General features: G+C 60.5%; 23 protein-coding genes. 21 read left to right on the top strand and 2 right to left on the bottom strand.

Features of this window, described 5'->3' with window-relative positions:
• The 12 genes from QMX84_RS07550 to QMX84_RS07495 form a co-directional block, all read left to right on the top strand.
• Window positions 1-240 (top strand): hypothetical protein (locus QMX84_RS07550; protein ID WP_282363514.1); only part of this gene is annotated, 240 nt, incomplete at its 5' end.
• On the top strand, window positions 237-3,257 hold the full coding sequence (locus QMX84_RS07545; protein ID WP_282363513.1) for an FAD-binding and (Fe-S)-binding domain-containing protein: 3,021 nt from the start codon (window positions 237-239) through the stop codon (window positions 3,255-3,257). The genes QMX84_RS07550 and QMX84_RS07545, both read left to right, overlap by 4 nt.
• Window positions 3,258-3,320: 63 nt before the next feature.
• Window positions 3,321-4,220, top strand: a complete 900-nt coding sequence (locus tag QMX84_RS07540; protein WP_282363512.1) for a LysR family transcriptional regulator — start codon at window positions 3,321-3,323, stop codon at window positions 4,218-4,220.
• Between the two features lie 413 nt (window positions 4,221-4,633).
• Window positions 4,634-5,278, top strand: a complete 645-nt coding sequence (locus QMX84_RS07535; RefSeq protein ID WP_282363511.1) for a TetR family transcriptional regulator C-terminal domain-containing protein — start codon at window positions 4,634-4,636, stop codon at window positions 5,276-5,278.
• 95 nt (window positions 5,279-5,373) lie between these two features.
• Window positions 5,374-6,303: a PDR/VanB family oxidoreductase gene (locus tag QMX84_RS07530; RefSeq protein WP_282363510.1), complete on the top strand. Its 930-nt coding sequence runs from the start codon at window positions 5,374-5,376 to the stop codon at window positions 6,301-6,303.
• 2 nt (window positions 6,304-6,305) lie between these two features.
• Window positions 6,306-7,553 (top strand): amidohydrolase family protein, encoded by a 1,248-nt coding sequence (locus QMX84_RS07525; protein ID WP_048369917.1) that lies wholly within the window; start codon window positions 6,306-6,308, stop codon window positions 7,551-7,553.
• 153 nt (window positions 7,554-7,706) lie between these two features.
• A complete protein-coding gene (locus tag QMX84_RS07520) occupies window positions 7,707-8,693 on the top strand; it encodes an ABC transporter substrate-binding protein (protein ID WP_262125436.1) in 987 nt (328 codons plus the stop codon).
• On the top strand, window positions 8,690-9,517 hold the full coding sequence (locus tag QMX84_RS07515; RefSeq protein WP_282363509.1) for an ABC transporter ATP-binding protein: 828 nt from the start codon (window positions 8,690-8,692) through the stop codon (window positions 9,515-9,517). The genes QMX84_RS07520 and QMX84_RS07515 overlap by 4 nt, the downstream gene beginning before the upstream one ends.
• The gene (locus QMX84_RS07510) at window positions 9,514-10,332 is read left to right on the top strand and encodes an ABC transporter permease (RefSeq protein WP_048369913.1); all 819 of its coding nucleotides are present in this window, start codon (window positions 9,514-9,516) and stop codon (window positions 10,330-10,332) included. Before QMX84_RS07515 ends, QMX84_RS07510 begins: the two co-directional genes overlap by 4 nt.
• Window positions 10,333-10,362: 30 nt before the next feature.
• The gene (locus tag QMX84_RS07505; protein ID WP_282363508.1) at window positions 10,363-11,715 is read left to right on the top strand and encodes an FAD-binding oxidoreductase; all 1,353 of its coding nucleotides are present in this window, start codon (window positions 10,363-10,365) and stop codon (window positions 11,713-11,715) included.
• Between the two features lie 69 nt (window positions 11,716-11,784).
• Window positions 11,785-13,446, top strand: a complete 1,662-nt coding sequence (locus tag QMX84_RS07500; protein ID WP_282363507.1) for a CocE/NonD family hydrolase — start codon at window positions 11,785-11,787, stop codon at window positions 13,444-13,446.
• A 13-nt stretch (window positions 13,447-13,459) separates the two neighbouring features.
• Window positions 13,460-14,617, top strand: coding sequence for an amidase (locus QMX84_RS07495; protein ID WP_282363506.1), 1,158 nt, complete (start codon window positions 13,460-13,462; stop codon window positions 14,615-14,617).
• Between the two features lie 788 nt (window positions 14,618-15,405).
• On the opposite strand, the gene QMX84_RS07490 is transcribed toward QMX84_RS07495, so the two are convergent.
• Complete coding sequence (locus QMX84_RS07490) at window positions 15,406-16,311, bottom strand: LysR family transcriptional regulator (RefSeq protein WP_218581088.1); 906 nt, start codon at window positions 16,309-16,311, stop codon at window positions 15,406-15,408.
• A 140-nt stretch (window positions 16,312-16,451) separates the two neighbouring features.
• Between QMX84_RS07490 and QMX84_RS07485 the strand changes: the two genes are divergently transcribed.
• The 6 genes from QMX84_RS07485 (at window position 16,452) to QMX84_RS07460 (ending at window position 22,053) form a co-directional block, all read left to right on the top strand.
• Complete coding sequence (locus QMX84_RS07485) at window positions 16,452-16,880, top strand: cupin domain-containing protein (RefSeq protein ID WP_153393201.1); 429 nt, start codon at window positions 16,452-16,454, stop codon at window positions 16,878-16,880.
• A complete protein-coding gene (locus QMX84_RS07480) occupies window positions 16,877-17,677 on the top strand; it encodes an isochorismatase family cysteine hydrolase (protein WP_282363505.1) in 801 nt (266 codons plus the stop codon). Before QMX84_RS07485 ends, QMX84_RS07480 begins: the two co-directional genes overlap by 4 nt.
• Window positions 17,677-18,084, top strand: coding sequence for an oxalurate catabolism protein HpxZ (gene hpxZ, locus QMX84_RS07475; protein WP_282363504.1), 408 nt, complete (start codon window positions 17,677-17,679; stop codon window positions 18,082-18,084). The genes QMX84_RS07480 and hpxZ overlap by 1 nt, the downstream gene beginning before the upstream one ends.
• A gap of 20 nt (window positions 18,085-18,104) precedes the next feature.
• Window positions 18,105-18,923 carry a creatininase family protein gene (locus QMX84_RS07470; protein WP_282363503.1) on the top strand — a complete coding sequence of 273 codons (819 nt, stop codon included), beginning with the start codon at window positions 18,105-18,107 and terminating at the stop codon, window positions 18,921-18,923.
• A gap of 245 nt (window positions 18,924-19,168) precedes the next feature.
• Entirely contained in the window at window positions 19,169-20,380 is a 1,212-nt protein-coding gene (locus QMX84_RS07465) for an OprD family outer membrane porin (protein WP_178110229.1), read from the top strand.
• A 71-nt stretch (window positions 20,381-20,451) separates the two neighbouring features.
• A complete protein-coding gene (locus QMX84_RS07460; RefSeq protein WP_282363502.1) occupies window positions 20,452-22,053 on the top strand; it encodes a gamma-glutamyltransferase in 1,602 nt (533 codons plus the stop codon).
• A 50-nt stretch (window positions 22,054-22,103) separates the two neighbouring features.
• Here QMX84_RS07460 and QMX84_RS07455 read toward each other — a convergent pair whose 3' ends face one another.
• Window positions 22,104-22,910 (bottom strand): cupin domain-containing protein, encoded by an 807-nt coding sequence (locus tag QMX84_RS07455; RefSeq protein WP_227024728.1) that lies wholly within the window; start codon window positions 22,908-22,910, stop codon window positions 22,104-22,106.
• Between the two features lie 213 nt (window positions 22,911-23,123).
• Between QMX84_RS07455 and QMX84_RS07450 the strand changes: the two genes are divergently transcribed.
• The 3 genes from QMX84_RS07450 to QMX84_RS07440 all read left to right on the top strand — a co-directional run bounded on the left by QMX84_RS07450 (window position 23,124) and on the right by QMX84_RS07440 (window position 26,665).
• Window positions 23,124-24,176, top strand: coding sequence for an ABC transporter substrate-binding protein (locus QMX84_RS07450; RefSeq protein ID WP_282363501.1), 1,053 nt, complete (start codon window positions 23,124-23,126; stop codon window positions 24,174-24,176).
• 118 nt (window positions 24,177-24,294) lie between these two features.
• A complete protein-coding gene (locus tag QMX84_RS07445; protein WP_262125464.1) occupies window positions 24,295-25,398 on the top strand; it encodes an ABC transporter ATP-binding protein in 1,104 nt (367 codons plus the stop codon).
• A gap of 10 nt (window positions 25,399-25,408) precedes the next feature.
• Complete coding sequence (locus tag QMX84_RS07440) at window positions 25,409-26,665, top strand: ABC transporter permease (protein ID WP_282363500.1); 1,257 nt, start codon at window positions 25,409-25,411, stop codon at window positions 26,663-26,665.
• Window position 26,666 lies beyond the last annotated feature (1 nt).

Genomic DNA, 26,666 nt, shown 5'->3' with positions numbered 1-26,666 from the left:
AGCTTGCCTCGCGATCTTTTAAACGATCAAAAGATCGCGAGGCAAGCTCGCTCCTACAATGGGATTGCGCACCCATTCATGCACAAACCTCATGCAAAGGCTGCACGTTATACGTTTGCCTTGTCGCGCCAAGACCCTGAAAATCCTGCCAAATCAATTTCACCGCGCGAGCGCGTTAGCCAGCTCCATGCGCCGAGTGAATGTAGAACTGAATTTGCCTGCAGGAAATACCACCGATGATCGCCCGCCTCGCCCCTCTCCATCGTCTTGATGACGCTTATCAACGTTTTCTAAGCGCACTGACAACGGAAGGCTTCAAGGGTGAAATCGCCAGTGATTTCGGCCTCAGAACCGTGCTGGCCACCGACAACTCCATTTATCAGCGCTTGCCGCAGGCTGCGGTGTTCCCCAAAGACTACGCCGATGTCGAATGCCTGAGCACACTTGCTGCGCGGCCGGAATACCGCTCTATCGTGCTGACCGCACGTGGCGGCGGCACGGGCACCAACGGCCAGTCGCTGACCGACGGGCTGGTGGTCGATCTGTCCCGCCACCTCAATAACATCCTCGACATCAACGTCGAAGAACGCTGGGTGCGCGTGCAAAGCGGCGTGGTCAAAGACCAGCTCAACGCAGCACTGAAAGCCCACGGCCTGTTCTTTGCCCCCGAGCTGTCCACCTCGAACCGGGCCACCATCGGCGGCATGATCAACACCGACGCCAGCGGCCAGGGCAGTTGCACCTACGGCAAAACCCGCGACCACGTGCTCGAACTGTCTACAGTGCTGCTGGGCGGCAAACGCCTCGACAGCCAGGCTCTGGCAAACGAACTGGCGCACCAACAGGCCGAGCGCAACGACGTGATCGGCGAGGTGTATCGCTGCGCGCAAGACATTGCCGATAACCAGCAACAACTGATCAAAGAAATCTTCCCGCCGCTCAATCGCTGCCTCACCGGCTATGACCTCGCCCACCTACGCGAAGCCGATGGGCGCTTCAACCTCAACAGCCTGCTGTGCGGCTCTGAGGGCTCGCTGGGTTTTATCATCGAAGCCAAGCTCAACGTGCTGCCCATCCCGCAGCATTCGATTCTGGTCAACGTGCGCTACGCCAGCTTCATGGACGCGCTGCGCGATGCCAAGGCGCTGATGGCCCTCAAGCCGCTGTCGATCGAAACGGTGGACTCAAAAGTCCTGATGCTGGCGATGAAAGACATCGTCTGGCATGGCGTCGCCGAATACTTCCCCCAGGACCTGAACACGCCCACTCTGGGCATTAACCTGATCGAGTTCAGTGACGATGACCATGAGCGCCTGGAGCAGCGCGTTCATGACTTTATCGAACACTTGAACACCGACAACGGCGTACGCCGCCTAGGCCATACGTTGGCGGTGGGCAGCGAAGCGGTGAAGCGCGTCTACACCATGCGCAAGCGTTCTGTGGGCTTGCTCGGCAACGTGCAGGGCGAGGCCCGGCCGCAACCGTTTGTAGAAGACACCGCCGTACCGCCGGAAAACCTCGCGGACTACATCGCTGAGTTCCGCGCCCTGCTGGACAGCTACGCGCTGGAGTACGGCATGTTCGGCCACGTCGATGCCGGGGTGTTGCACGTGCGCCCGATCCTCGACATGAAAGACCCGCGCCAGGCGGCGCTTATCCGCCCGATTTCCGATGGCGTGGCGGCCCTGACGCACAAATACGGCGGCTTGTTGTGGGGTGAGCACGGCAAAGGCCTGCGCTCTGAGTACGGGCCTAAATACTTTGGTGCGCTGTACCCGGCGTTGCAGGCGATTAAAGCCGCGTTTGATCCGTTCAACCAGCTCAACCCCGGCAAAATCGCCACCCCGTCGCAGGTCAGCACGGCCCGCCTGACTCGCGTCGACGAAGTGCCGCTGCGTGGTGATCTGGACCGGCAAATCGACGAGCGCGTGTGGCAAAGCTACCAAAGCGCCGTGCACTGCAACGGTAACGGCGCCTGCTACAACTTCGACCCGGATGACGCGATGTGCCCGTCCTGGAAAGCCACCCGTGATCGCATCCATTCGCCTAAAGGCCGCGCTTCGCTGATGCGTGAATGGTTGCGCCAGCAAGGGGCGCAAGGCGTGGACCTGCTGGGCAATTACTCCACCGGCGTGCTGCGCAGAACCCGCAACTCGCTGGCCAGATTGCTGGGCGAGAAAGACTTCTCCCACGAAGTGTATGACGCCATGGCTGGCTGCCTGGCGTGCAAATCCTGCGCGGGGCAATGCCCGGTCAAGGTCAACGTGCCGGATTTTCGCGCGCGTTTTCTGGAGCTTTACCACAGCCGCTACCTGCGCCCGCTCAAAGACTATGCCGTGGGCTCGCTGGAATTCAGCATCCCGCACATTGCGCGCTTCCCGAAGCTATACAACGCCTTGATGAGCGCCGCGCCGGTCAAATACCTGCTGGAACGTGTGGTCGGCATGGTCGACAGCCCGCTGCTGAGCCTGATGGATTTCCATGCCGTGTGCGCGCAATGGAACGTGCAAATCGCCACGCCGAAAACCCTTTCACGGTTGAGTGACGAGCAGCGCCAACGCAGCGTGATCCTGGTGCAGGACGCCTTCACCCGCTATTTCGAGACGCCACTGGCGGCGCAATGGATCGAGTTGATTGCCCGGCTGGGCTATCAGGTTTACCTCGCGCCCTTCTCGCCCAATGGCAAACCGTTGCAAGTGCAGGGCTTTCTCGGGGCCTTTAAAAAGACCGCGGCCAACACCGCCAAAGGCTTGCTGGCATTGGAACAAAGCGGCATACCGCTGGTGGGCCTCGACCCGGCCATGACCCTGGTTTACCGCCAGGAATACGCCAAAACCCTCGAACAAGGCAGCGCGCCGCAAGTGGCTCTGCCGCAAGAGTGGCTGGTGACAGCATTGCCCGATACGCTCAAGCACGGCGCCCCGCAGGTGTACCAGTTCCTGCCGCACTGCACCGAGCGCACCAACGAGCCGGGCAGCGTTGATCTGTGGAAGAAGGTGTTTGAAGGTTTTGGCCTTACGTTGCAGGTGCTGCCCAGCGGCTGCTGCGGCATGTCCGGGACGTACGGCCATGAAGCCCGCAACGCCAAAACCTCGGCGGTTATTTATTCGCAGTCCTGGCAGCCGCTGGTCGAACGCCACATGCCGAGCGGCAACCTGATTGCCGATGGCTACTCCTGCCGCAGCCAGGTCAAGCGCCATGAAGGCAAAGCGTTGCAGCATCCATTGCAGGCACTGCTGAGCCACCTGCGCCAGTGAGGCGAGTTGTTTGAGCGGGTGATTGATGGCAGGCTGCTCGCATTCGTTGCGATGAGAATAAAAATGGATAATTTTTCCCAGATGCAAGCCTTTCTGTGGGCGCACGAACACGGCAATTTCTCGGTGGCCGCCAGGGCGAACGGAATCACCCCGTCCACCGTCAGCAAGCTGATCAGCCGCTTGGAAAACCGCCTGCAAGTGCGTCTGTTCCAGCGCGGCAACCGCAGCCTCACGCTCACTGAAGAAGGCTCGGCCTACCTGGTGAGCGCACGCAAAGTCATGAACGCCATGGCCGAAGCCGACTCGTTGGCCGAGGCCTTCCCGACCCAGGTCAGCGGCGCGTTGCGCATCCACACCATGACCACCTTCGCCAAACACCAGATCATGCCCTGGCTGCCGGAGTTTATGGCGACCTACCCAGGCCTCACCGTTGATTTGCAGGTCGGCCCACAATATGTCGACCACTTTGACCAGGGCCTGGACATCGCCATTCACAGCGGCGTGTTGCCGGACTCATCGCGTGTGGCGCGCAAAATCGGTGAAAGCGCGTGGATCATCTGCGCCTCCCCCGAGTACCTCGCCCGTAAAGGCACGCCCAATCATCCGGAAGACCTGCTCAACCACGACTGCTACAACTTTGCCTTTAACAGCGCCTGGAACAACTGGCAGTTCAGGGTCGACGGCGAAACCGTCACGGTAGCCATCAAACCCAAGGCGGTCTTTGCCCAAGGGGATTTACAGCGCGACATCGCCTTGAACGGCGGCGGGATCGTCAAGCTTGCGCAGTTCCATATTGGCGCAGACCTCAAGGCAGGCAGGCTGGTGCCCTTGCTGCAGGCCTACGACATCCCGTCCAAAGAGCCCATTTACTTGATCTACACCCACCGCAAACACCTGAGCCCGCGCATACGTGTATTCAGGGATTTTCTGGAACAGAAACTTAAGGCATCGCCTTGGGACTAAACCACCCACCGTCCCTGTAGGAGTGGCCGCCCCGTCTACGACGCCGCGCTGTCGCGCATCAAACAGGCCACCGAATATCTTCAGCATCCCCCAATCGGTTCCCTCTCCTTCGGGAGAGGGCTAGGGTGAGGGGGGCTCTTAGATAAAGATCAAAAGATCGCGAGCAAGCTCGCTCCTACAGAGCCTTAGGAATCAATCACTTATTTGTGTTTTACAAGAGTGAGCTTGCCTCGCGATCTTTTGCTCCTGGCGTGTATGCACAGCACCGTGGCGGATGGGGTTGGCGTGCACCGACCTCGCCCCGGCACCGTTTAATGGGTACGCTTAGGCCAGATTCCGGGCAATACGCGCCAACGCGCCGAGCTGCTCTGGAATGGTTCAAAAAATCATCAAACTTGCCACGGGTGCACTAAATGAATGCAATCGAGAAGCCTAAGAAGCGGTCCGCAACCGCCAAATTGAGTCGTCATGAAGTTCTTCACAATATCCGCGCGGCCGCTATCAGTGAATTCAGCCTGCACGGTTTCAACGGCGCCTCGACGCAGTCCATTGCCAAACGCGCCGGGATGACCAAATCTCAGTTGCACTACTACATCGAAGACAAGGAACAGCTCTACACCGCGATCCTCGAACAGATCTACATTAAGTGGGCCGCGCTGTTCTCCCTGGACAAAGATAGCCAGACGCCCGCGCAAGTGATCGCCGACTACGTGCGTAAAAAGCTCGATCTGGCGCTGCAAGAACCGGAATTGTCCCGTGTCTTCACCCACGAGCTGATCAGCGGCGGGCATCGCCTGCAGCCCTTCTGGGAGAACGCGACGCCCTGGACCGAGAAGAGCATCGAGCGCATCCAGAGCTGGGTGGATGCCGGCGAAATACGCGCCCTCAACCCCCGCTTGTTCCTCATGCACATCTGGGCGATGACCCAGTACTACGCCGATTACGCCCTGCAAGCAGAGCGCGTGCTGGGGCAATCCCTGCAAGTGCCGGAGCAGCGCGCAGAAATCCTCGATGAACTGGTCAATTTTGTGCTCATTGGTGCCGGTCTAAACCGCTAAACCCTCCCCCTTCACACCTCAAAAAACGTCACGCAGCGGCGCTGGCATAGACATTGCTTTTTACAAACCATTCGATCAAACCGATTGGTCAAAAAATGTCAAAAGCCGCTGATGTCCAAGTTTTCGTTCAACACCGTTACGCACTGACGCCAACTATTGACTGCTGGCGTCTGGCCCGTCGCGACGGTGCCCCGCTACCGCCGTTCAGTGCTGGCGCGCATGTCGAGGTGCAGATCGCGCCGGGTGTGCGGCGAGCCTATTCACTGTGCAGCGACCCCGCGCACACCGGGTTTTATGAGATTGCGGTCAAGCACGAAGTCGATGGCCGTGGCGGCTCACGAGCGCTGCATCAGTTGGCGCACATCGACAGCGATCTGAGCATCGGTGCACCGCGCAATCTGTTTGCACTGACCCACGAGCCGGGCCTGCATGTGCTGGTGGGTGCCGGGGTCGGCCTGACACCATTGATCGCCATGGCGCACAGCTTGCATCACTCGGGTGCAGCGTTTCAGTTGATCGCCAGGGTGCGTCAGCGTGAAGACCTGCTCTTTGCCCCGTTGCTGGAGCAAGGGCCGTGGCGCGACTGCGTGACCGTGAGCTACAGCAGCCAAGGTACGCTTGAGCTGCCGGACAACGCCGCCCATGTGTACTGCTGCGGCCCGGACGGTTTCATGCAGGCGGTCAAGGCGCATTACTCGGCGCTGCCAGACGCCCACTGGCATCAAGAGCACTTCAGCGCCAGCGCCGTGAGCACCGGTGGCGAACACGGCTACCGACTGTTGTTGTCGGCCAGCGGCCGGGAGATTGAAGTCGCCGCCGGACAGCGCCTGATCGATGCCCTGCGCGTCAACGGCGTGGCCTGCGAAACCGTGTGCGAACAAGGGGTGTGTGGCAGTTGTGTGGTGGGTTGGCAGGACGGTCGCCCGCGTCATCAAGATGAATGCCTGACCGACGAGGATCGCCAGTCATACGTTGCTCTGTGCTGTGCCGGCTGTCATTCCGACAGCCTGACACTGGAGCTCTAGCGATGGCCCTGCAGCTCACTAATCTTCGCCTTCCCGCCTGGCTCTTGCCTGCGACCTGGCCACGCACAGCGGGACAGCCTGATACGGCACGGCTCGATATCGACGACGGCATCGTGACCCGCGTGCAACCGGCCAGCGGCCCCGGTGAGGGCCTCGACTGCCTGGGCGCACTCGCTCTGCCCGGCCTGGTTGAGCCCCACGCGCACCTGGACAAAACCTACACCCGCCGTCGCTTGGGCGCGATAACCCCAGGCCTGCTGGGGGCCATTGAAGCCACCCAGGCTGATCGCGCTTTCTGGACCCCGGAAGATCTGCGCCAGCGCGCCAGCCGTGCGCTCGGGCAAGCCCGCAGCCAGGGAGTGACGCACCTGCGTACCCACCTCGACTGGTGGAGTGCCGAAACGCCTACCGCCTGGCAGGTGATCCGCGAGCTGGCCCAGGACACGTCTTTTCATCTTGAGCAAGTGGCCTTGTTGCCGCTGCCACTGTTGGCCGACAAGACGGTAGCGCAGCGCATTGCCCACACCCTGGCCAATGACACCCAGGCCCCGCGCAGCGTGCTGGGCGCGTTTATCCATAGCAGCAATTTCAATGCGCAGGCGCTGCACAACCTGCTGGCCTGTGCCGCCGAGGCCGGGCTAGATCTGGACCTGCACATTGATGAAGAACTGAACAGCGCGGCGTGCGGGCTGGCAACCGTTGCCCGTGCGGCCACGGCCATGCAGTTCCCCGGGCGGATCGTCTGCAGCCACGCCTGTGCGCTCTCGACCTACCCAGAGACTCAGGCCCAGGCCACCCTGGATGACGTCGCCCGAGCGCCCATTACCCTCGTCGCGCTGCCCGCAACCAATCTGTATCTGCAAGACGCCGTGCATGGCCGAACCCCCAGGCTGCGCGGCCTGACCCTGCTCAAAGAGGCCCGCCTGCGGGGCATTGCGCTGCTGCTGGGCAGTGACAACGTGCAAGACGCCTTTTGCCCGATCGGCAACTACGACCCGCTGAGCACGTTGCAACTGGCGGTGCTGAGTGCGCAGCTCGATGACGTATTCGACACCTGGTCGCAAACCGTGTGCCGCGCCGACTGGCTGAGCCGCGCAGGGCATGGCGCCGACCTGCCGGGCAAGGCCGCCCACCTGACGCTGCTGCACAGCACCGACCCTTACAGCTGGCCTGCCGACACCGCACGCAGCGTGCTGCACGGTGAACACGTGCCCGAGGCCTTCACCACGTATCTGCGGGGGCTGGCATGAGCGCCGCCTCGTGGCTTCAGACATCGCCATAACCGAGTTCGACCCAGACCCAACAGTGCCCACCAGGACGCCAGCGGGTCGGTAAATGCAGTACCGACCACACCCAGAGTCAATCTTGAAGTCGCCTTATCCCACTTGAGGAGCTCGCTGAGCATGAGATTTGAATCCAAGGTCCGAAATCGTTTGATCCTGCTGGCCGGCCTAGCGTGCCTGGGCAGCCAGGCCCAGGCTGCCACGCCCTTTACCTTCATGACCAACTGGTACGCCCAGGCCGAACATGGGGGGTTCTATCAGGCCCAGGCAGAAGGCTTGTACGCCAAAGAAGGCCTCGATGTGAGCGTGCAAATGGGCGGGCCGCAGGTCAATGCCATTCAACTGCTGGCGGCTGGCCGGGCGCAGTGCATCCTGAGTGAAGACATCGCGATCTTTTCGGCGCGTCAGCAAGGCGTGCCGCTGGTCATGGTGGGCGCGACCTTCCAGCATGACCCGGTCGTGGTGATTGCCCATGATGATGTCGCGACCCTCAAGGATGTGCGCAACAAAACCATCCTGATCTCCAGTTCTGTGCACTCCAGCTGGTGGCCATGGGCGAAATCGCAACTCGGTTTCAGCGACGAACACACCCGCCCCTACAGCTTCAACGTTCAGCCCTTCATGGCCGACAACAACCTGGCGCAACAGGGTTACTTGACCTCTGAGCCTTACTCACTGACCAAGGCTGGCGCCACGTTCAAGGTCTACCCGCTGAGCGAGGCGGGCTACCCGCCCTATGGCAACTCCATTGCCTGTGACAGCCGCTGGGCCGATGCGCACCCCGACGCGCTCAAGGCCTTTGTGCATGCCTCGATGCTGGGTTTCAAGCACTACCTGGATAACCCGGCGCCCGGCAACAAGCTGATTCGTGAAGCCAACCCGGCCATGACCGAAGACCAGCTTGATTACTCGGTGCAGAAACTGCGCAGCACCGGCCTGGTGACCGGCGGCGATGCACAGACCGGCGGTATCGGCGTCATCACCCCAGCGCGTATGAAGCAGACCTGGGACATGGCCGTGCAGTACGGTTTGATCGATGGCGCGAAGGTGCCGCTGGATCAGACGTACACCACCCGTTTCATCGAGCAAGCACCGGTGATGCCATGAAGATTGCCTCTCTGGTGCCCCCCGCACCCACCATGACAACCGCCAGCGCGCCGATGGCCATTGAAGCGCTGTCGGTCGAAAAGGTGTATGCCAATGGCACCCAGGCACTTCGCCCGGTCAACCTGAGCATTGCTGAAGGCGAGTTCATTACGCTCTTGGGCCCCTCGGGCTGCGGCAAGAGCACCTTGCTCAAGATGGTCGCCGGGTTGATCGAACCCAGCGACGGGCGCTTGTTGCTCTGGCGCAAGCCGGTCAACAAGCTGGCCAGCACCGGCAAACACCTCTCCTATGTGTTCCAGGAGGCCACCCTGATGCCTTGGAACAGCGTGCTTAAAAACGTGCGCCTGCCCCTGGAGCTTGAAGGTGTGCCGCCCCAGGAAGCCGACCGTCGCGTGGCGGCTGCGCTGCAACGGGTGGGTTTGGAGAAGTTCGCCGATGCGCTGCCCCGGGAGTTGTCCGGCGGTATGCAGATGCGCGCCTCCATCGCTCGCGGGCTGGTGGTCGAGCCCAACTTGCTGCTGATGGATGAGCCGTTCGGGGCGCTGGACGAAATCACCCGAAACGCCCTGGACAGCGACTTGCTGGACCTCTGGCAGCGCCACCAGTGGACGGTGATGTTCGTCACCCACTCCATTCACGAAGCGGTGTTTTTGTCGCAACGGGTGATCGTCATGGCGGCGCGTCCGGGACGCGTGGTCGCCGACATCAAGATCGACGAGCCCTTCCCGCGCGACGAGTCGTTTCGCCTCTCCAAACGCTTCAGTGAATACGCCATGCATTTACATCACTTACTGGTGGCCGCCAGTCAGGAGTCAGCCTCATGAGCGGTTCTGTCAAAGCCACACCCTGGATCGCCAATCCGGCCCGGCAACGCATCATCATCCCGCTGGTGATTGCCATCGTTCTGGTGGTCGCCTGGCAATTGGTGCTCACGGCACTCAAGGTGCCCGCCTACCTGATCCCCACGCCGGTGATGATGTTCACCGCGCTGATTCAGGACTGGGGCGTGCTCGGCCCTGCGCTGCTGTTCACGCTGAAAATCACCGCGCTGTCGTTCGTGCTGTCGGTGCTGATCGGCGTGCTGGTGGCGTTCATCTTCGTGCAGAGCCGCCTGATTGAACTGGCGTTTTTCCCCTACATCGTGCTGCTACAGGTCACGCCGGTGGTGGCGGTGGCGCCGTTGATCATCATCTGGGTCAGCAACACCACCCTGGCGATGGTGCTATGCGCCACATTGATGGCGGTGTTTCCGATCATCTCCAACACCGCGCTGGGGCTGCGCAGTGTGTCACCGGGGCTGCTGGCGTACTTCAAGCTGCGCCGCGCCAGTCGCCTGCAAGTGCTGCTGCGCCTGCGGGTGCCCACGGCGTTGCCCTACTTTTTTGCCGCGCTGCGCATCTCCAGCGGCCTGGCGCTGATCGGCGCCGTGGTGGCCGAGTTCGTCGCAGGCACCGGCGGCACCAACACGGGGCTGGCCTATCAGATTCTGCAGGCCGGGTTCCAGCTCAACATACCGCGCATGTTTGCAGCGTTGTTCCTGATTTCCGTGGTCGGTATCGCGCTGTTTGCGGGGATGTCGCTGTTGTCCAACAAGGCCATCGGGCGCTGGCACGACAGTGAATCCGACCGTGGCGCGTGACCTTTTCAACCTCTCTTTGCAGGTGTGTTCATGACTGATCAAAAAACTCGCGTCCAGGCCTTGTGTGCAGCATTGCCCGAGCTGGACTGGATTAGCAGCGCGTTCCAACTCAAACGCCTGTCCAAAGACTTTCACTGGTTCAGCCCGATCTTGAAGAACGATCTGGCTGACTGCGTGGCCGACCTGGCGGTCAAGCCACGTAACGTTGAGGAACTGCGCCAGATCGTCGCCGCCTGCAGCGCGGCGGCCATCGGTATGACCCTGCGCGGGGGCGGCACTGGCAACTACGGTCAGGCCGTGCCCTTGCAGGGCGGGCTGGTGATTGACATGGGCGGCCTGAGCGACGTGCAGTGGGTGCGCGACGATGTGGTCTGCGCCCAGGCAGGAATCCGCCTTGCAGTGCTGGAAGACGCGCTGCGTGAAAATGGCCGGGAGCTGCGCTGCATGCCGTCCACCTATCGCATGGCGACACTGGGCGGCCTGTTCGCGGGCGGTTTCGGTGGTATCGGTTCGATCACCTACGGGCCGTTGGCCGCCCATGGCACCTTGCTGGCTGCGCGTATTCTCACCGTTGAAGCCGAGCCACAGATTGTCGACATACGCGGCCCCGAACTGCTGCTGCTCAACCACAGCTACGGCACCAACGGCATCGTCCTGGAACTTGAGATTGCCGTGGCGCCAGCGCAAGAGTGGGACGAGTACCTGTTGAGCTTCCCGAGTGCCGACGCTGCCTTTCATTGCGCCGAAGCCCTCGCGCAAAGCCCCGCCATCAGCAAGCGCAACATCGCCTTTTTCGAGGCCGGCGTGGTCAATTACTTCACCGAGCTGAGCGCCTACCGCAGCGCCGAGGAACATGCCGTAATCACCGCGCTGACGCCCGCAGGCCGTGAGCCGCTGGAACAGGTGCTGGCAAGCTTTGGCGGGCATATTGCCGTGGCCAAAACCGCCGCCGAGGTACGGGAAACCGGCCACACACTGCTGGAATATTGCTGGAACCACACCACGCTGCACGCGTTGAAAGAAGACAAGAACCTCACCTACTTGCAGACCTGCTACGCGTATGGAGAGACCTGGCAACAACTGCAGGCCATCGCCCAGTGGCATGAGCCCGGCGAAGTGATGAGCCACCTCGAATTCATTCGTGACGCACAAGGCCGCGTGCTGTGCGTGGGCATGCCGCTGGTGCGCTACCAGACGCCAGAACGCCTCCAGGCGGTGATGGCGGCTCACCGCAGTTGCGGCATCCGGATCGACGACCCGCACGTGTTCCACCTCGAAGACGGCAAGCACGGTGGCGTGCTTGACCCGCAGGTGCTGGTGCTCAAGCGGCGCTTTGACCCGGCCGGGCTGCTCAACCCCGGCAAGATCCGGGGCTGGCGTTAATTACCTGACCGCACCGCCCCTGGCACTGGGGCGCTGCCTGAAACGTGTTGCTGCGAGGTTCACGCGATCATGAGTTCTACGTTCACCTATCCAGGGTTGCTTGAGGTTCAGGCCCCTGAAACGCTGTCGATGACCACCGCCGATGGCGTCCGGCTGGACGCCGATGTGTATCGTCCGATCGGCACGGGTCGCTTCCCGGTGCTGTTGATGCGTCAGGCCTATGGGCGGCGCATCGCTTGCACGTTGTGTTACGCGCATCCGTCCTGGTATGCCGCCCATGGCTACCTCGTGGTGGTGCAGGACATTCGCGGCCGTGGCACCAGCGAAGGGACGTTCCACCCGGGCCGCCACGAAGAAGCCGACGGCGCCACCGCCGTTGAATGGGCCGCGCAATTGCCCGGTTCTGACGGTCAGGTCGGGATGTATGGGTTTTCTTACCAAGGCTGCGCGCAATTGCTCGCAGCGGCGGGTGATTGCCCGTCGCTCAAAGCCGTGGCACCGGCCATGGCCCCTTGGGACATTGGCCGTGGCTGGATGTACGAAAACGGCGCCATGCAGCTCAAGCAAATGGTCGAATGGGGCGTGCAAATCAGCGCCGAAGCCTCGCGCCGCCAAGGCGATACCCAGGGTTATGCCCAGCACAAGGCATTTGCCGCTGCGCCCACCTGGCAGCAAGCCGTGTCGGCGCAACCTTCGGTGCTGACCGAACACGCCGGGCAATCGCATTACCAGGACTGGCGCCAATGGCCCGTCGACGATGCCAACTGGGCCGCGATCTCACCTTATGCCAAGGCCGAACAGATCGCCGACCGCGCCTTGCCCACCCTGTTGATCGGCGGCTGGTTCGATACGTTTATCAACGGTACGCTGGCGGCGTTCCATGAACTGACGCGGCTCAAGCACCCTGCCCTGCGCCTGGTGGTGGGCCCGTGGCTGCACTTTCCGTGGCGTCGACATGTGGGCGGCGTAGACTTCGGGCCCGAGGCCGATTTGAACACCGACGCCCTGCACATAGCGTTTTTTGATGAGCACCTCAAAGGCATTGCCCCCGCCGGGCAGAGCCGTATTCGTCTCTTCGACATGGGCACTTTGCAGTGGCGAACCTTCGCCGACTGGCCCACCCAACAGCGTGCGCTGTACCTGCAAGGCACGGGGCGAGCGAGCATGGACGTTGAAGCGGGCACGTTGGCCGAGCAACCGGTTGAGCCTGGCTGCGAATGCGTGGTGCATGACCCCTGGCGCCCGGCGCCAGCGGTGGGCGGCTGCTTCGGTCCGGTGCCCGGCCCGGTGGACCGCAGCGCCGTGGACTACCGGGGCGACGTCCTGACGTTCACCTCGCCAGCACTGACCAGCCCGCGGGTGCTGGCGGGTGATCTTTCAGCCACCGTGAGCGCCACCTGCGACCGCCGCAGCTTTGATTTGTCCTGCGTATTCTCCCGGGTGCTGCCGTCGGGTGTCGCGCAGCCGCTGAGCAGTGGTTATGTGCACCTTCGCCAAGCGCCCGAGGCGCCTGTTCAAGTGCCAATGGTGGCGACCTGCGTGACCTTGCAGCCTGGGGAGCGGATTCGCCTGTCGATTGCTGCCAGTGATTTCCCGTCCCACCCGATAAACCCCGGCACCGGGCAAAACCCGATGACCAGCCCGGCCGTGGAGGCGCTGGTGACCACCCTCGTCATCCGCTTGGGCGGTGCGGATGGGTCGTTTATCGAACTGCCGTTTCTGGCGTCCTGACGAGATCGACACCATGACTGAGATTTGTGATCCGTTCACATCACTGTTCACGAATGCGCTCGTGCATCCGGCCCCAGCGGGAACGCTCGGCGGGCTGCGGGTGGCAGTGAAAGACAACTTCGACATTGCGGGCCATATCACCGGCGCCGGCAACCCCGAATACGCCCAAGACCAGACACCCGCGCTGGCCCACGCTGACGCGGTGGTTCGTCTACTGGAGGCGGGCGCCTCCATCGTGGGCAAAACCCACATGGACGAAATGGCCTACAGCTTGATGGGCGTCAACAGTCGGTATGGCACCCCGATCAACCCGGCGGCAGTCGACCGGGTGCCCGGGGGGTCGTCCTCGGGATCGGCGGCAGCCGTGGCGGCTGGCCGGGCCGATATCGGCCTGGGCAGCGACACCGGCGGTTCGGTGCGCCTGCCTGCATCCTTTTGCGGGCTGGTGGGCTGGCGGCCGAGCCATGGGCTGTTTTCGCCGCAAGGCATGCTGGGTCTGGCGCCCAGTTACGACGTCCCGGGTTTTTTCACCCGCGATTTGGCCACGTTGACGCGGCTGGCTAACGCGCTGTGCGAGCCAGTCGCTTCGGGGGCACCGGCTCGCTGGGTGGCGCCGACCGATTTATGGGCGCTGTGCAGTGCCCCGGTGCAGGCAGCCTTGCGGCCTTACCTGCCGCAAGGGTGTGAACAACGGGTGCTGTTCGACCCTGAAACACGCGACAGCTTGCTACCGACTTTTCGCACTCATCAAGGGTATGAAATCTGGCACTTGCTGGGTGAGTGGATTACTCGGCGAAAGCCTGCCTTTGGCCCGGGGATTAACGAGCGGTTCCAGGCGGCGAGCCAACTGAGCGAAGCGGCCTTCAATGGTGCGCGCAACCAGCGCACCGCCATCCGTGAAGGGCTGCAGCGAGTACTGGCAGACGGCACGGTACTGGTTTACCCCACCGCGCCGGGGCCCGCGCCGCTGCGCACCGCAGCACAATCGGGGCTTGAACAGTATCGCAACGCGGCGCTGACCTTGCTGTCGGTGGCGGGCCATGCCGGGTTGGTGCAAATCACCTTGCCATTGGGCAGCCTGGAAGGTGCGCCATTGGGGTTGTCGTTTGTCGCGCGAGCGGGCTCGGATCTCGAGCTGATTCGACGGCTAGCCAGTTCCTATCAAACATAAAATAAGTGATTGATTCTAAAGACCTTGTAGGAGCGAGCTTGCCTCGCGATCTTTTGATCTTGATCTAAGAGCCCCCTTACCCTAGCCCTCTCCCGAAGGAGAGGGAACCGATTGGGGGATGCTGAAAATATTCGGTGGCCTGTTAGCTGCGCGACAGCGCGACGTCGAAGACGGGACGGCCACTCTTATCAAACACAGAATAAGTTATTGATTCTAAAAACTTTGTAGGAGCGAGCTTGCTCGCGATCTGTTGATCTTGATCCGGCTTTTGATCTTGATCTAAGAGGCCCCGTTAAACCACGCTGGCCGAACGCAGGCTTTGCGCAGAGGGGTTGGGGCAAAAAGCGTTTGGTTACTTTGCGCTTTTTCAAAGTAACGCGGCGTAAGGCCGGAACCCTAAGTGGCCGTTGCCGCAACAATGGATATGTACCCAAGAATACCGAGGTGGATGGTTTTACGGCTGCACGCAGCCGATCGCAGCCGATCGCAGCCTTCGTACCTCGTCAGCGACTACAGTGGCCTGTTAGCTGCGCGACAGCGCGGCGTCGTAGACGGGGCGGCAACTCCTATCAAACAGAAAATAAGTGATTGATTCTAAAGACCCTGTAGGAGCGAGCTTGTCTCGCGATCTTTTGATCTTTGCGTGTATCCGCAGCATCGTGACGGATGGTTTTACGACTGCTGCGCAGCCGGACGTAGCCTCGCAAGGCTCGTCAACGGCTACAGGGTTGGCATGCACCGACCGTTCTGTAGGCGCTGGCGCCCCGGCGTCGAAAACCGGGCTCCTTTCACCCCGTTTCGGTGGTGCGCAAGAGCGCCACTTTGAGGCTTTCGGCAAACACGCTGGCCATGGCGGACATGCCTTTTTCTTTGCCCACCAGCATGAGGCTCTGGGGCTTTTGGGTGAACTCCTGCACGGGGATATACACCAGGCGCTTTTGCTGGCGCTCGGAGTCGATGTCGAACAGGGTCAGAAAGGTGATGAAGTGACCGGACATGGCCAGGCTGCGCATGGTTTCAATGGCGTTGGTTTCTACGCAGGTGGTCAACGATGGCGGCGCCTTGGACAACACGCGGTCCAGATAGGGCCGAATGGCGGTGGTGCCATCCGCCAGGATCAGCGGGTAGTCCATGCACTCGGCAATGCGCAGGGTCGAGCGCTCGGCCAGGGGGTGGTCCGGCGCCATCACCGCGCCCAGGCGGGCAATGGAGTGGCTCAAGTGGATCAACCCCGGCTGGTTGGCAAAGTCAAAACCCACGCCCAGGTCAGCCGCGCCGGAGGCGACCGCTTCGAGGATTTCCTCGCCGGTGGTCATCAATTGCAACTTGATGGTCACGCGCGGGTTTTTCTTCAAAAACAGCGATACGGCGCCGGGGATCAGGCTGGCCGCCAAACCGCTCATGAAACACAGGGTGACTTCCCCGCGCCGCAGGCCCTTCAGACTATCGATCAGGGCCTGGGTGCGCGCCATGTCTTTCAAGGTGTCGCGGATGTGCCGGATCAGCACTTCCCCGGCAGCGGTCAACACCAGGGTGCGGGCGGTACGGTTGAAGATCGGGGTGCCGAGGTCTTCTTCCAGGGCAATGATCTGGCGGCTGATGGCCGAGGCAGAGACGTGCAACCGCTCGGCAGCCTGACGGATGGAACCGGTGCGTACGACCTCGTCGAGGTAGTTGAGGATGCGGCTGTGCATGAGCATTTCCATGTGAACTTAAAGGCAACACCCTATCAAGAATTTGATGCTTTTAATGCAGCTTTCTCACGTTCATTATCGGCTTGACATCGACAGCAGCTACCCGCGAGTCCGGGCTGCCATCAGCAGAGGGAACCCTCATGAAAAGCTTTTCGTTTCAGCAGGCACAGGCCGCTGAAGTTTTCCGGATCAGTCCAACGGATACCAACTACTTTGCGGTGCTGTTCGACCCGGCGAAGGATCAGGTGGAGTCGATTTTCGTGATCGAGATTTTTAACCTCGGCGGCGCCACGCCGCCGAACTCCCACACCCTCGCCCACGAATTCTTCTTTGTGTTGTCGGGTGAAGGCGTGGCCGTGTCGGACGGTGAGCAACTGTCTATCCGCAAAGGCGACAGTTTGTTACTGCGCCCTGGCAGCGAACACGTGATTCGCAACACCGGCCCGAACAAGCTCTACACCCTCACCGTTATGACCCCCAACGAAGGGTTTGCCGAGCTGATTCGCTCCGGCACACGCGTTGAGCTGGACGCCGAAGACCTGCGGGTACTGCGTGGTGACCAGGCATGACGCAACGAGTTCGCGCTGCATCGCTGGTGCAACTGGGGGCCAGCCCGGCTGGCGCCTGGCAGGTGAGCGCTCAGAGGGTCGACATGGTGCGCAAGGGTGCAGAGCCCAGGCCGGTCAGTGTGACCGACAACCAGCGCGAGATCCGCTTTGACCTGACGAAAACCGCGCTGCTGGTCATCGACATGCAGAACGACTTTTGCCACCCCGAGGGCTGGCTGAGCTCCATCGGTGTCGACATTTCGCCAGCACGGCGCCCGATTCAGCCGCTACAGGCATTGCTGCCGGTGCTGCGGGCCCATCAGGTGCCGGTGGTGTGGGTCAATTGGGGCAATCGGCCCGACCGGCTCAACCTGCCGCCTGCGGTCTTGCATGTATACAACCCCGATGGTCGCGGTGTGGGCCTGGGTGATCCGCTGCCCGGCAACGGAGCGGCGGTCTTGCAGGCGGGCAGTTGGTCGGCACAGATTGTGGATGAGCTGACCGTCGAAGCAAGCGATGTTCAGGTCAACAAGTTCAGGATGTCAGGGTTCAAGGACACCGATCTGGACAGCATCCTGCGCAATCTGCAGGTCAACACTCTGCTGTTTGCCGGGGTCAATGCCGATCAGTGCGTGCTCTACACCCTGCAAGATGCCAACTCGGCGGGTTATGACTGCATCCTGCTCGAAGACTGCTGCGCTACCACCTCACCTGCGTATTGCATGGCGGCGGCGGTGTACAACACGCGCCAGTGCTTCGGGTTCGTGGCCCAGTCCACAGAGCTGATCAAAGGTCTTTCTGATACGAGGTGTGAGTGATGCAACAACTGACTATCGGCCCCTTCGCTGTCGATTCGGCGCAGGTGCTCAGCGAGGTAACGGCCCAGTGTGATCGTTATGAAACGGCCCTGATGGACAACGACCTGGAAACCCTAGACGGCTTGTTTTGCGATTCGCCGGTCACCCTGCGTTATGGCGTGGGCGAGAACTTGTACGGCATCGACGCCATTCGCGACTTTCGTAAAGGCCGCACGGGCGGCTCGCCCAAACGCGTGGTGACACGGCGTGAAATCACCTGCTTCGGCGACGCCGTGGCCATTTGCAACCTGGAATTCAAACGAGAAAACACCGCCGTGGTGGGTCGACAAAGCCAGACCTGGCTGCGCACTGACGCCGGTTGGCGAATTGTGTCTGCCCACGTGTCGCTGATGGCGGCAACGTCATAGCCCTTGAAGGAGTGAAACGCATGAAATTGAAATCGCATTGGTGGTGGGATCTGACGGCACTGGATTTCGCCCGCCTGGACATGCACAACATCGTGGCCGTGCTGCCGGTGGGCGCGGTGGAACAACATGGCCCGCACTTGCCGGTCAAAGTGGACAGCGCGATCAGCAACGGCATTATCGAAGAAGCCGTTCGCAACATGGCCGAGGACTTCCCGGTGCTGGTGCTGCCCACCTTGTCGATCGGCAAGTCCGATGAACACATCGACTACCCCGGCACTTTGACGATCTCTGCCGATACCCTGGCCCAGCTGTGGTTTGAAGTCGCGCAAAGCGCGTACCGGGCGGGTGTGCGCAAGATTGTCTTCGTCAACGCCCACGGCGGTCAGCCGCAGATCATGGAGGTCGTGTGCCGCCGTTTACGCATCGAGCTGGGGATGATGGCGGTCGGTTGCGCCTGGTACTCCGTGACCGAGATGGGCGACTTGTTCAACAAGCATGAACTCAAGCACGGCATCCATGCCGGGGAAGTCGAAACCAGCATGATGCTGTACCTGCACGGCGACCTGGTGGACATGGACCACGCCAAGCATTGGGAATCGCTATCGGTGGGGCTTGAGAAGAAAGGCGGCATGCTGTCCCCCGAAGGCGCCGTAGGCTTCGGCTGGCAAGCCCAGGACCTCCACCCCAGCGGCGCGTGTGGCAATGCGGCGGCGGCAGATACCGAACGCGGCGAAATACTGGTTAAACGTGCAGCCACTCGAATAGTGACGTTGCTGGAAGAAGTATCAGCGTTTTCCATGGAGCATTTTGCCAATAAGCCGGACTCCACGGCGCACTGATCCCTGTTGCATTTACATAATAAAAACGTCGCAGTCTGTAATGTCAGGTCGATGATCACGGTCATCGGCTGCATGACTGAATGAACGTAAAAGCTATTTATAACTTTGAGTGTTAAACGCAAAAACTGCCATTAAGACGCTGACTGGAACAGGCAGCGCGAACCTATTTAATTATTTGGAGCACTCTAATGGCGCCTCGCAGTTTTTCGGCTATCACTCACGTTATTGGTCTAGGCGGCTTTCTCATGTTGAGCGCAATAAGTAACGCGGCAATGGCTGATGCACCGGGCACATCCGCCGAGGCTGACGACCTGGCAGACATGTTGACCCAAGGCACAGTTTCTGGCGCGCTGCGCCTGCGTTACTACACGGACACCAACGCCTACTTCGTCAAACACTTGAATCAGGACACTGTGGGTTATGGCGGTTTTATCAAGTATGAAACAGCGGCACTGAACGGTTTCCGATTGGGCGCAAGTTTGATTGGTCAAACCACAATCAATCGCCCCGATGATAAAGCCAGTACCTTTCCCGATATTGGTACCGATGTGGCGAACGTGGGCGAGGCGTATATAAGTTGGGAACATGATGACTTTAAAATCACCGCCGGTAACCAGCGCGTCGATCTGCCCTTTATCAGTGATTACGACTGGCGAAATGTACCAATCCTGTTTCAAGGCCTGAACGTGCATTACGGTGACAAAGACAACTTCTTGTCGCTGGCCCGTTTTTATCGCTGGAAAGGCTGGGGCGACGACCGTTTCTCCAAGACCAACACCTATTCCACCACCGAAGAAACTGCAGGCGTGGCGGTGATCGGCGGCGGTCGTGCAGTGACCATCGGCGACCTGAAGTACAGCGGCCAGTTATGGCACGAGCATTACTATGACTACACCAACCTGAACTACGGCGAGGCTCACGTGGCCAAGGTGACGGGCGATTGGCGGCCTAATGCCGGGATTCAATACATGCGCGGAACAGGTGATGGGCGTGAACTGGCCGGCAAGGTCGACAGCACCACTCTCGGCGCGCAACTGGGCGTGGACTACAAGGCTTACAAAGTTGCCCTGGGCTATGACCATATCCAGGCAGCGCCCAACGCTTATAACAATGGCAGCCTGGTCACCCCGTATGCCCACAACACCGCCGGCGGCCCTTACTTTGCAGCGCCGTTTTTCACCAGCCCGCAGGATCTGGGCTCTGGTAACGCCTACTCGCTGGATGTGAGCACCAGCGCCACGCAAAACCTCTATGTGGGCACGCGCTACTCGTACATGGACCTGACGCCGACCGCCGGCACCAGCAGCATTAACCAGTCCGAATACCTGCTGTATGGCATTTATTCGTTTGACGGCGCCCTCAAGGGCTTGAGCGTGACTGATTGGGTGGGGGTACAAACCTCGCCGAAAAAGAGCGACTTCTTCCAGAACCGTCTGGAGCTTAACTACGCCTTCTAGGGCCGCCTGACGCCGCGCCCGGCAGTAGCGGCCGGGCGCGGTTTGCACGGGTTTTGTACTGGAGAAACACGATGTTTAATTCCGTCCGTGGTCGGCGCGGTATCGCGGTGGCGCCCCACGCCCTGGCTTCACAATCGGCCCTGGCGATTTTGCGCGAAGGCGGCAATGCCGTCGAAGCCATGGTCGCTGCGGCGGCCACCATTGCCGTGGCTTACCCGCATATGAACGGGATCGGTGGCGACAGCTTCTGGCTGATGTCTCTGGCCACGCCGACCGGCCCCACCCTCATCGGCGTGGAAGGCTGTGGCAAGGCCGCGGCAGGGATCAGCGCCAACCATTATCAGGGCCGCTCGGCCATCCCGTTTCGCGGGCCGGATGCGGCGCTGACCATGGCTGGCACGGTCAGCGCGTGGGAACGCAGCCTGGAGGTGGCCGCACGCGAGGTGGGCGCACACATCCCCCTGCCGCGCCTGCTGGAAGATGCGATTTTCTACGCCCGCCACGGCGTCCCGGTGACCGCCAGTCAGCACCGCAGCACCCTCGCCAAGGCGGGCGAGTTGCGGGATGTATCGGGGTTTGCCGAGACTTTTCTACACGCAGGTCAAGTGCCCGAGGTCGGCAGCCTGTTCCGGCAACCGCGCCTGGCGGCGACCTTCGATCAACTGGCACACGCCGGGCTGGCCGACTTTTACCGTGGCGACCTGGCGCAGCAGATGTCGGCAGCGCTTCAGACCGCAGGCAGTCCGCTGCGCCTGGCCGATTTCCAGCAACATCAAGCCATCGAGTGCCGTCCGCTGATGCTGGAGCACAGCCTGGGGCGGGTCTACAACATGCCGCCGCCCACCCAGGGGCTAGTGTCTCTATTGATTCTCGGGCTGATGGACCGCGTCACCGGTAGCACGTCCGACCCGTTCGGGCCTGATTACGTGCATGCCGCTGTCGAGGCGACCAAACAGGCGTTCAAGGTACGTGACGCGCACATCACCGACCCTTTGCACATGCAGGTCGACCCGGCGAGCTTTTTACAGCGCCCTGTTTTGGATGATCTGGCCCGGCGCATCAACCCGCATCAGGCGGCGGCATGGGGCGCTGGCAAGGGCCCCGCTGACACCGTGTGGATGGGCGTGATTGATCAGCACGGCAACGCCGTCTCCATGATCCAGAGCATTTATCACGAGTTCGGTTCGGGGATTGTCTTGGCGGACAGCGGCGTCAATTGGCAAAACCGTGGGGCGTCGTTCTCCCTTGATCCGGCTCACATCAATTGCCTGAAACCGGGCAAGAAGCCCTTTCATACCCTCAACCCGGCCTTGGCTCACCTAAACGATGGCCGCGTGATGGTGTACGGCAGCATGGGCGGTGACGGCCAACCGCAAAATCAGTGCGCCGTGTTTACCCGCGCCGTGGTGCATGGGCTCAACCCCCAGGCGGCAGTCAGTGCGCCGCGCTGGTTGCTGGGGCGAACTTGGGGGCAGTCATCCGACACGTTAAAGCTGGAAAACCGTTTCGCTGCGGACACGGTGCAACGCTTGCGCGAAATGGGCCACGAGATCGAACTGCTCGAAGACTTCGACGAAACCTGCGGGCATGCCGGGTGCGCGTTTAGATCCACCGATGGCAGTGTGGAAGGCGGAGCAGACCCAAGGTCTGACGGCGCAGTAGCGGCTTTTTAGCACGCCACCACGCAAAAGGGGCAGCCACAACGGCTGCCCCTGCTTATAGGTTAGAAGGTCGGCGGCGATACCGCGCTGACGACGATGCACACTTCATCAAACGGGTTGCGCATGCGATGCGGCAGACGGCTGTCAAAGTAGTAAGCATCCCCCGGCGACAACACGCGGATCTCATCACCTACGGTCATTTCCAAACGCCCTTCAATGACGATGCCGCCCTCTTCGGCGTCGTGGGAATACAGCTCTTCGCCTTCTTCACCGGTGTCTGCACCCGGTTCGTAACGTTCATGGAGGATCATCATCGAACTATTTTCGAGATTCGCTCCCACTTGCCTGTATGATAGCTTCTTGCCATCAGCGAGTTCGACCAGCTCATTGGCTTTGTAAAACACGGCGCGGTCAACCACCGCCGAGTCGGAAAAAAACACGCTGAGGGTGACGTTCAAGGGCCTGAGCAAACGCTTGAGGATGCTCACAGACGGGCTGGATTTATCCCGCTCGATAATCGAAAGCGTGGCATGCGGCACACCGGCCAGCTCTGCCAGGCCCCTGATCGAGAGACCTCGACTTTGTCGTAACGCCTTGAGCCTTGCGCCTACGGTGGCGGTCTCCAAAACCTCTGGTGGGCTTTCAGGGAGCTCTTCCCGGATATGCGGGCTTCGCCCTGTCGCCGATGTTTCTGTCACGGTGAATTCCTTAGCTAAACGGCACCCGAGCGGGCCAAAGTTTAATGTGGACCTTGAACTGCCGAATTTTCTTACACGGTAAAGGCAACTTAAACGCACCAGGCCGGGTAATCCCGTATCCTGTTGCACACTCCAGGCGCAGCAAAGTAGCACGGTTTCAAACAGGCTCATCCCTGAAGAAAACGTTTATTACTCTAGCTAAAAAAAACACCGACAGTTGGGTTTGTCAGTCTTTATTAAATTTTAGACGTGAGAAAACAAACGCTTACCGTTTATCGGGCGATTCAGGGTTTAAACCGTCAGCGAAAATAAAGCTTGCCTGGAGACACTACCAGTGGTAAAAATTTTTACCACTGAATCACAACATCTGCGTAGAGGCTAATAATGCATAAATCACGCCACGCTGTTGCAGCATATGGACTTGCCCTCATTGGTTTAGCAGCTTCCCAAGTTGCCACTGCCCGTGATCTAACGATTGTCTCCTGGGGAGGCAACTTTCAGGACGCACAGCGCGAGCTGTTTTTTGCACCTTTTGCCAAACAAACCGGCAAAAAAGTACTCGACCAGAGCTGGGATGGCGGAGTGGGCGTGCTCGACGCCAAAGTCAAAGCCGGCAACCCTAACTGGGACGTAGTCGAAGTAGAAGGCGAAGACCTTGTGCTGGGCTGCGAGTCCGGCCTCTATGAAAAAATTGACTGGGCCAAAATTGGCAACAAAGCTGATTTTATTCCCGAAGCCGTGAGCGAATGCGGTGTCGGCAACATCGTCTGGAACACCGGCCTGTCGTGGGACGGTGACAAGCTCAAGACCGAGCCAACCTCATGGGCCGACTTCTTTGACCTTGAAAAAATCCCCGGCAAACGCGGCCTGCGCAAAGGTCCTAAATACGCACTTGAGTTCGCGCTGATTGCTGACGGGGTCAAACCTGCCGACGTGTACACAGTGTTGCGCACCCCGGAAGGCGTCGATCGTGCTTTCAACAAACTGGGCACCATCAAGTCGGACATCGTGTGGTGGGAAGCCGCAGCACAACCGCTGCAAATGCTGTCTGCCGGTGACATCGTGATGAGCTCGTCGTACAACGGCCGCATCACCGGTTTTAACACCAACGAAGGCAAAAACTTCAAGTTCCTGTGGAACGGCAGCGTATCGGCCATCGACTCCTGGGCTGTGCTCAAAGGCAGCGAGAACAAAGCCGAAGCCATGGACTTCATCGCCTTCGCGAGCAAGCCAGAAGCACAGGCCAAGCTGCCCAAGTACATTGCTTACGGCCTGACCAACAAGAACGCCAACGAGTTCGTACCGGCAGACTTGAAGCACACCCTGCCAACCACCCCGGAAAACCTTGCGCAATCGATCCCTATCGATGTCGAGTTCTGGGTTGAGAACATCGAACCGCTGACCGAGCGTTTCAACGCTTGGGTCGCCCAGAAGTAAACCCCCGCCTCTTGGTCACCCTGCCACCGGTTCCCCGGTGGCAGGTCCACGACGTTATCTGCGCGCCGGTGCCTCTCATCATGATGAGCGTGCATGCCCTGGCGAAGATGCTGTGCGCCTGCTCTCAAGTGAGGATGGTTACGTGAAACACTTGGTCAGTTTTAAAAATATTCAGAAGACCTACGACGGCATACGCCCCGTGGTCAAGGATTTGAACCTCGATATTAAAGAAGGCGAATTTGTCACCCTGCTGGGCCCGTCCGGGTCGGGCAAAACCACCAGCCTGATGATGCTGGCCGGCTTCGAAACGCCGACCCATGGCGAGATTTACCTGAACGACAAGCCGCTGCATAACCTTGCGCCACACAAGCGCAACATCGGCATGGTGTTCCAGAACTACGCGCTCTTCCCGCACATGACCATTGAGCAAAACCTGGCTTTTCCGCTTTCTGTCCGCAAAATGAACAGCGTCGACAAAAAGCACAAAGTCAGCCGCGCCCTGGACATGGTGAAACTCACCGATTTCGCAAAACGCTACCCCGCGCAACTGTCGGGTGGCCAGCAGCAACGTGTCGCCCTGGCCCGTGCGCTCGTATTTGACCCCAAACTGGTGCTGATGGACGAACCGCTGGGCGCGCTCGACAAGCAATTGCGCGAGCACATGCAACTGGAAATCAAGCACCTGCACCAGCAGTTGGGCCTGACCGTGGTGTACGTGACCCACGACCAGAGCGAAGCCTTGACCATGTCGGACCGCGTGGCGGTGTTCAACGACGGCGTGATCCAGCAGATCGACACCCCGACCGCCATTTACGAGGCCCCGAACAAAAGCTTCGTGGCGCAATTTATCGGCGAGAACAACACCTTGCTCGGCACCTTTATGTATTGCGACGAGCAGTATGCCGTGGCGCGCCTGGATGACGGCAGCCTGATCCGCGCCGTGCCGGTGGCCGAGTGCCAGCCGGGCGACCAGGTGGCCCTGTGCATCCGCCCCGAGCGGGTGGTGGTCGGCCCGGCGGGCAGCACACCGCTGACCGCGCGCATTCAGGAATACATCTACCTGGGCGACCACGTGCGCATGATCACCGAAATTGCCGGGCAGCCGAACTTCATGGTCAAACTGCCGGCCTCGCACATGAACAACAGTTGGACGGTAGGCAGTTCGATTTCACTTTCCTGGTCACCAGAGCACATCCGCGCTCTGGACGTGACCAAGCACTGAGATGTCGATCATGAGTCAGTCCGCCGCCAGTCAATCCGGCCAGCCCCAGGAGCAAACGCCCACTCTCAGGGCCAAGCTCAGAAAGTCCGAACGTTCTTACACGTTCAAATCCCTGCTGCTGATCGCACCGCTGTTTCTGTTTGTGCTGGTGTGCTTTGCCTTCCCCATCGGCACCCTGCTCTCGCGCAGCGTCGACAACCCCGATGTGAACACCGCGTTGCCGACCACCGTTGAAGCGCTGGCTTTATGGAAAGGCAAATCGTTGCCCAACGAACACACCTTCGAAGCGCTGGTCATCGACTTGGCCAACGCCAAAGAGAACGGCCAGATCGGCGCTTTGGCCAAGCGTTTGAGCTATGAAATTCCGGCTTACCGGACCCTTATCACTAAAACCCTACGCAACCTGCCGGCCAGCGACGTGGCTTCCAAACGTGACGCGCTGATTGCCATCGACAGTTCGTGGGGCGAGCTTAATTACTGGAAGGCCTTGAAGCAGGCATCGGCGCCGCTGACACCTTACTTCTTGCTGGCCGCCCTTGACCAACGGATCGACTCTGCCACCGGCAACATCGTCAAGGCCGACCCGAACCAGTCGATCTACGTGGACATTTTTGCCCGCACCTTCGCCATCGGCGCCGTGGTCACCCTGCTCTGCCTGGTGCTGGGGTTCCCGGTGGCGTACTGGTTGGCCACCCTGCCCGAGGGCAAAAGCAACCTGCTGATGATCTGCGTGCTGCTGCCGTTCTGGACCTCGCTGATCGTGCGCACCGCCGCCTGGGTGGTGCTGTTGCAGTCCGATGGCTTGATCAACCGTTCGTTGATGTTTCTGGGCCTGATCGACGCGCCGGTGCAACTGGTGTTCAACCGCACCGGGGTGATCATCGCGATGACCCATGTACTGCTGCCGTTCATGATCTTGCCGCTGTACAGCGTGATGAAAAACATCCCCGGCAACTACGTGCGGGCCGCTATTTCGCTGGGCGCGCACCCGTTCGTGGCGTTCTGGCGGGTGTACGTGCCGCAGACCTTCGCGGGCTTGGCGGCCGGTGCACTGCTGACCTTCATCCTTGCCATTGGTTACTACGTAACCCCAGCCCTGGTAGGCGGTGCTGCGGACCAGATGGTCAGCTACTTCGTCGCGTTCTACACCAACAAAACCGTTAACTGGGGCATGGCGTCTGCACTCGGCAGCCTGCTGCTGATTGCCACCCTGTTGCTGTATGGGGTGTACGGCAAACTTACCCACCCTAACCAGGCGAGGTCATAAC

Source organism: Pseudomonas sp. PS01297 (assembly GCF_029959305.1).
In the GTDB taxonomy this organism is placed as follows: domain Bacteria; phylum Pseudomonadota; class Gammaproteobacteria; order Pseudomonadales; family Pseudomonadaceae; genus Aquipseudomonas; species Aquipseudomonas helleri.
Note: the sequence above shows the minus strand (reverse complement) of the source record. Positions and strands in the feature narration are given on the sequence as shown.

What these genes read in the sequence shown, in the direction of transcription:
- QMX84_RS07545 (WP_282363513.1), top strand. Translation starts at nt 237, where the DNA reads ATGATCGCCCGCCTCGCCCCTCTCCATCGTCTTGATGACGCTTATCAA.
- QMX84_RS07540 (WP_282363512.1), top strand. Translation starts at nt 3,321, where the DNA reads ATGGATAATTTTTCCCAGATGCAAGCCTTTCTGTGGGCGCACGAACAC.
- QMX84_RS07535 (WP_282363511.1), top strand. Translation starts at nt 4,634, where the DNA reads ATGAATGCAATCGAGAAGCCTAAGAAGCGGTCCGCAACCGCCAAATTG.
- QMX84_RS07530 (WP_282363510.1), top strand. Translation starts at nt 5,374, where the DNA reads ATGTCAAAAGCCGCTGATGTCCAAGTTTTCGTTCAACACCGTTACGCA.
- QMX84_RS07525 (WP_048369917.1), top strand. Translation starts at nt 6,306, where the DNA reads ATGGCCCTGCAGCTCACTAATCTTCGCCTTCCCGCCTGGCTCTTGCCT.
- QMX84_RS07520 (WP_262125436.1), top strand. Translation starts at nt 7,707, where the DNA reads ATGAGATTTGAATCCAAGGTCCGAAATCGTTTGATCCTGCTGGCCGGC.
- QMX84_RS07515 (WP_282363509.1), top strand. Translation starts at nt 8,690, where the DNA reads ATGAAGATTGCCTCTCTGGTGCCCCCCGCACCCACCATGACAACCGCC.
- QMX84_RS07510 (WP_048369913.1), top strand. Translation starts at nt 9,514, where the DNA reads ATGAGCGGTTCTGTCAAAGCCACACCCTGGATCGCCAATCCGGCCCGG.
- QMX84_RS07505 (WP_282363508.1), top strand. Translation starts at nt 10,363, where the DNA reads ATGACTGATCAAAAAACTCGCGTCCAGGCCTTGTGTGCAGCATTGCCC.
- QMX84_RS07500 (WP_282363507.1), top strand. Translation starts at nt 11,785, where the DNA reads ATGAGTTCTACGTTCACCTATCCAGGGTTGCTTGAGGTTCAGGCCCCT.
- QMX84_RS07495 (WP_282363506.1), top strand. Translation starts at nt 13,460, where the DNA reads ATGACTGAGATTTGTGATCCGTTCACATCACTGTTCACGAATGCGCTC.
- QMX84_RS07490 (WP_218581088.1), bottom strand. Translation starts at nt 16,311, where the DNA reads ATGCACAGCCGCATCCTCAACTACCTCGACGAGGTCGTACGCACCGGT.
- QMX84_RS07485 (WP_153393201.1), top strand. Translation starts at nt 16,452, where the DNA reads ATGAAAAGCTTTTCGTTTCAGCAGGCACAGGCCGCTGAAGTTTTCCGG.
- QMX84_RS07480 (WP_282363505.1), top strand. Translation starts at nt 16,877, where the DNA reads ATGACGCAACGAGTTCGCGCTGCATCGCTGGTGCAACTGGGGGCCAGC.
- hpxZ (WP_282363504.1), top strand. Translation starts at nt 17,677, where the DNA reads ATGCAACAACTGACTATCGGCCCCTTCGCTGTCGATTCGGCGCAGGTG.
- QMX84_RS07470 (WP_282363503.1), top strand. Translation starts at nt 18,105, where the DNA reads ATGAAATTGAAATCGCATTGGTGGTGGGATCTGACGGCACTGGATTTC.
- QMX84_RS07465 (WP_178110229.1), top strand. Translation starts at nt 19,169, where the DNA reads ATGTTGAGCGCAATAAGTAACGCGGCAATGGCTGATGCACCGGGCACA.
- QMX84_RS07460 (WP_282363502.1), top strand. Translation starts at nt 20,452, where the DNA reads ATGTTTAATTCCGTCCGTGGTCGGCGCGGTATCGCGGTGGCGCCCCAC.
- QMX84_RS07455 (WP_227024728.1), bottom strand. Translation starts at nt 22,910, where the DNA reads ATGAGCCTGTTTGAAACCGTGCTACTTTGCTGCGCCTGGAGTGTGCAA.
- QMX84_RS07450 (WP_282363501.1), top strand. Translation starts at nt 23,124, where the DNA reads ATGCATAAATCACGCCACGCTGTTGCAGCATATGGACTTGCCCTCATT.
- QMX84_RS07440 (WP_282363500.1), top strand. Translation starts at nt 25,409, where the DNA reads ATGAGTCAGTCCGCCGCCAGTCAATCCGGCCAGCCCCAGGAGCAAACG.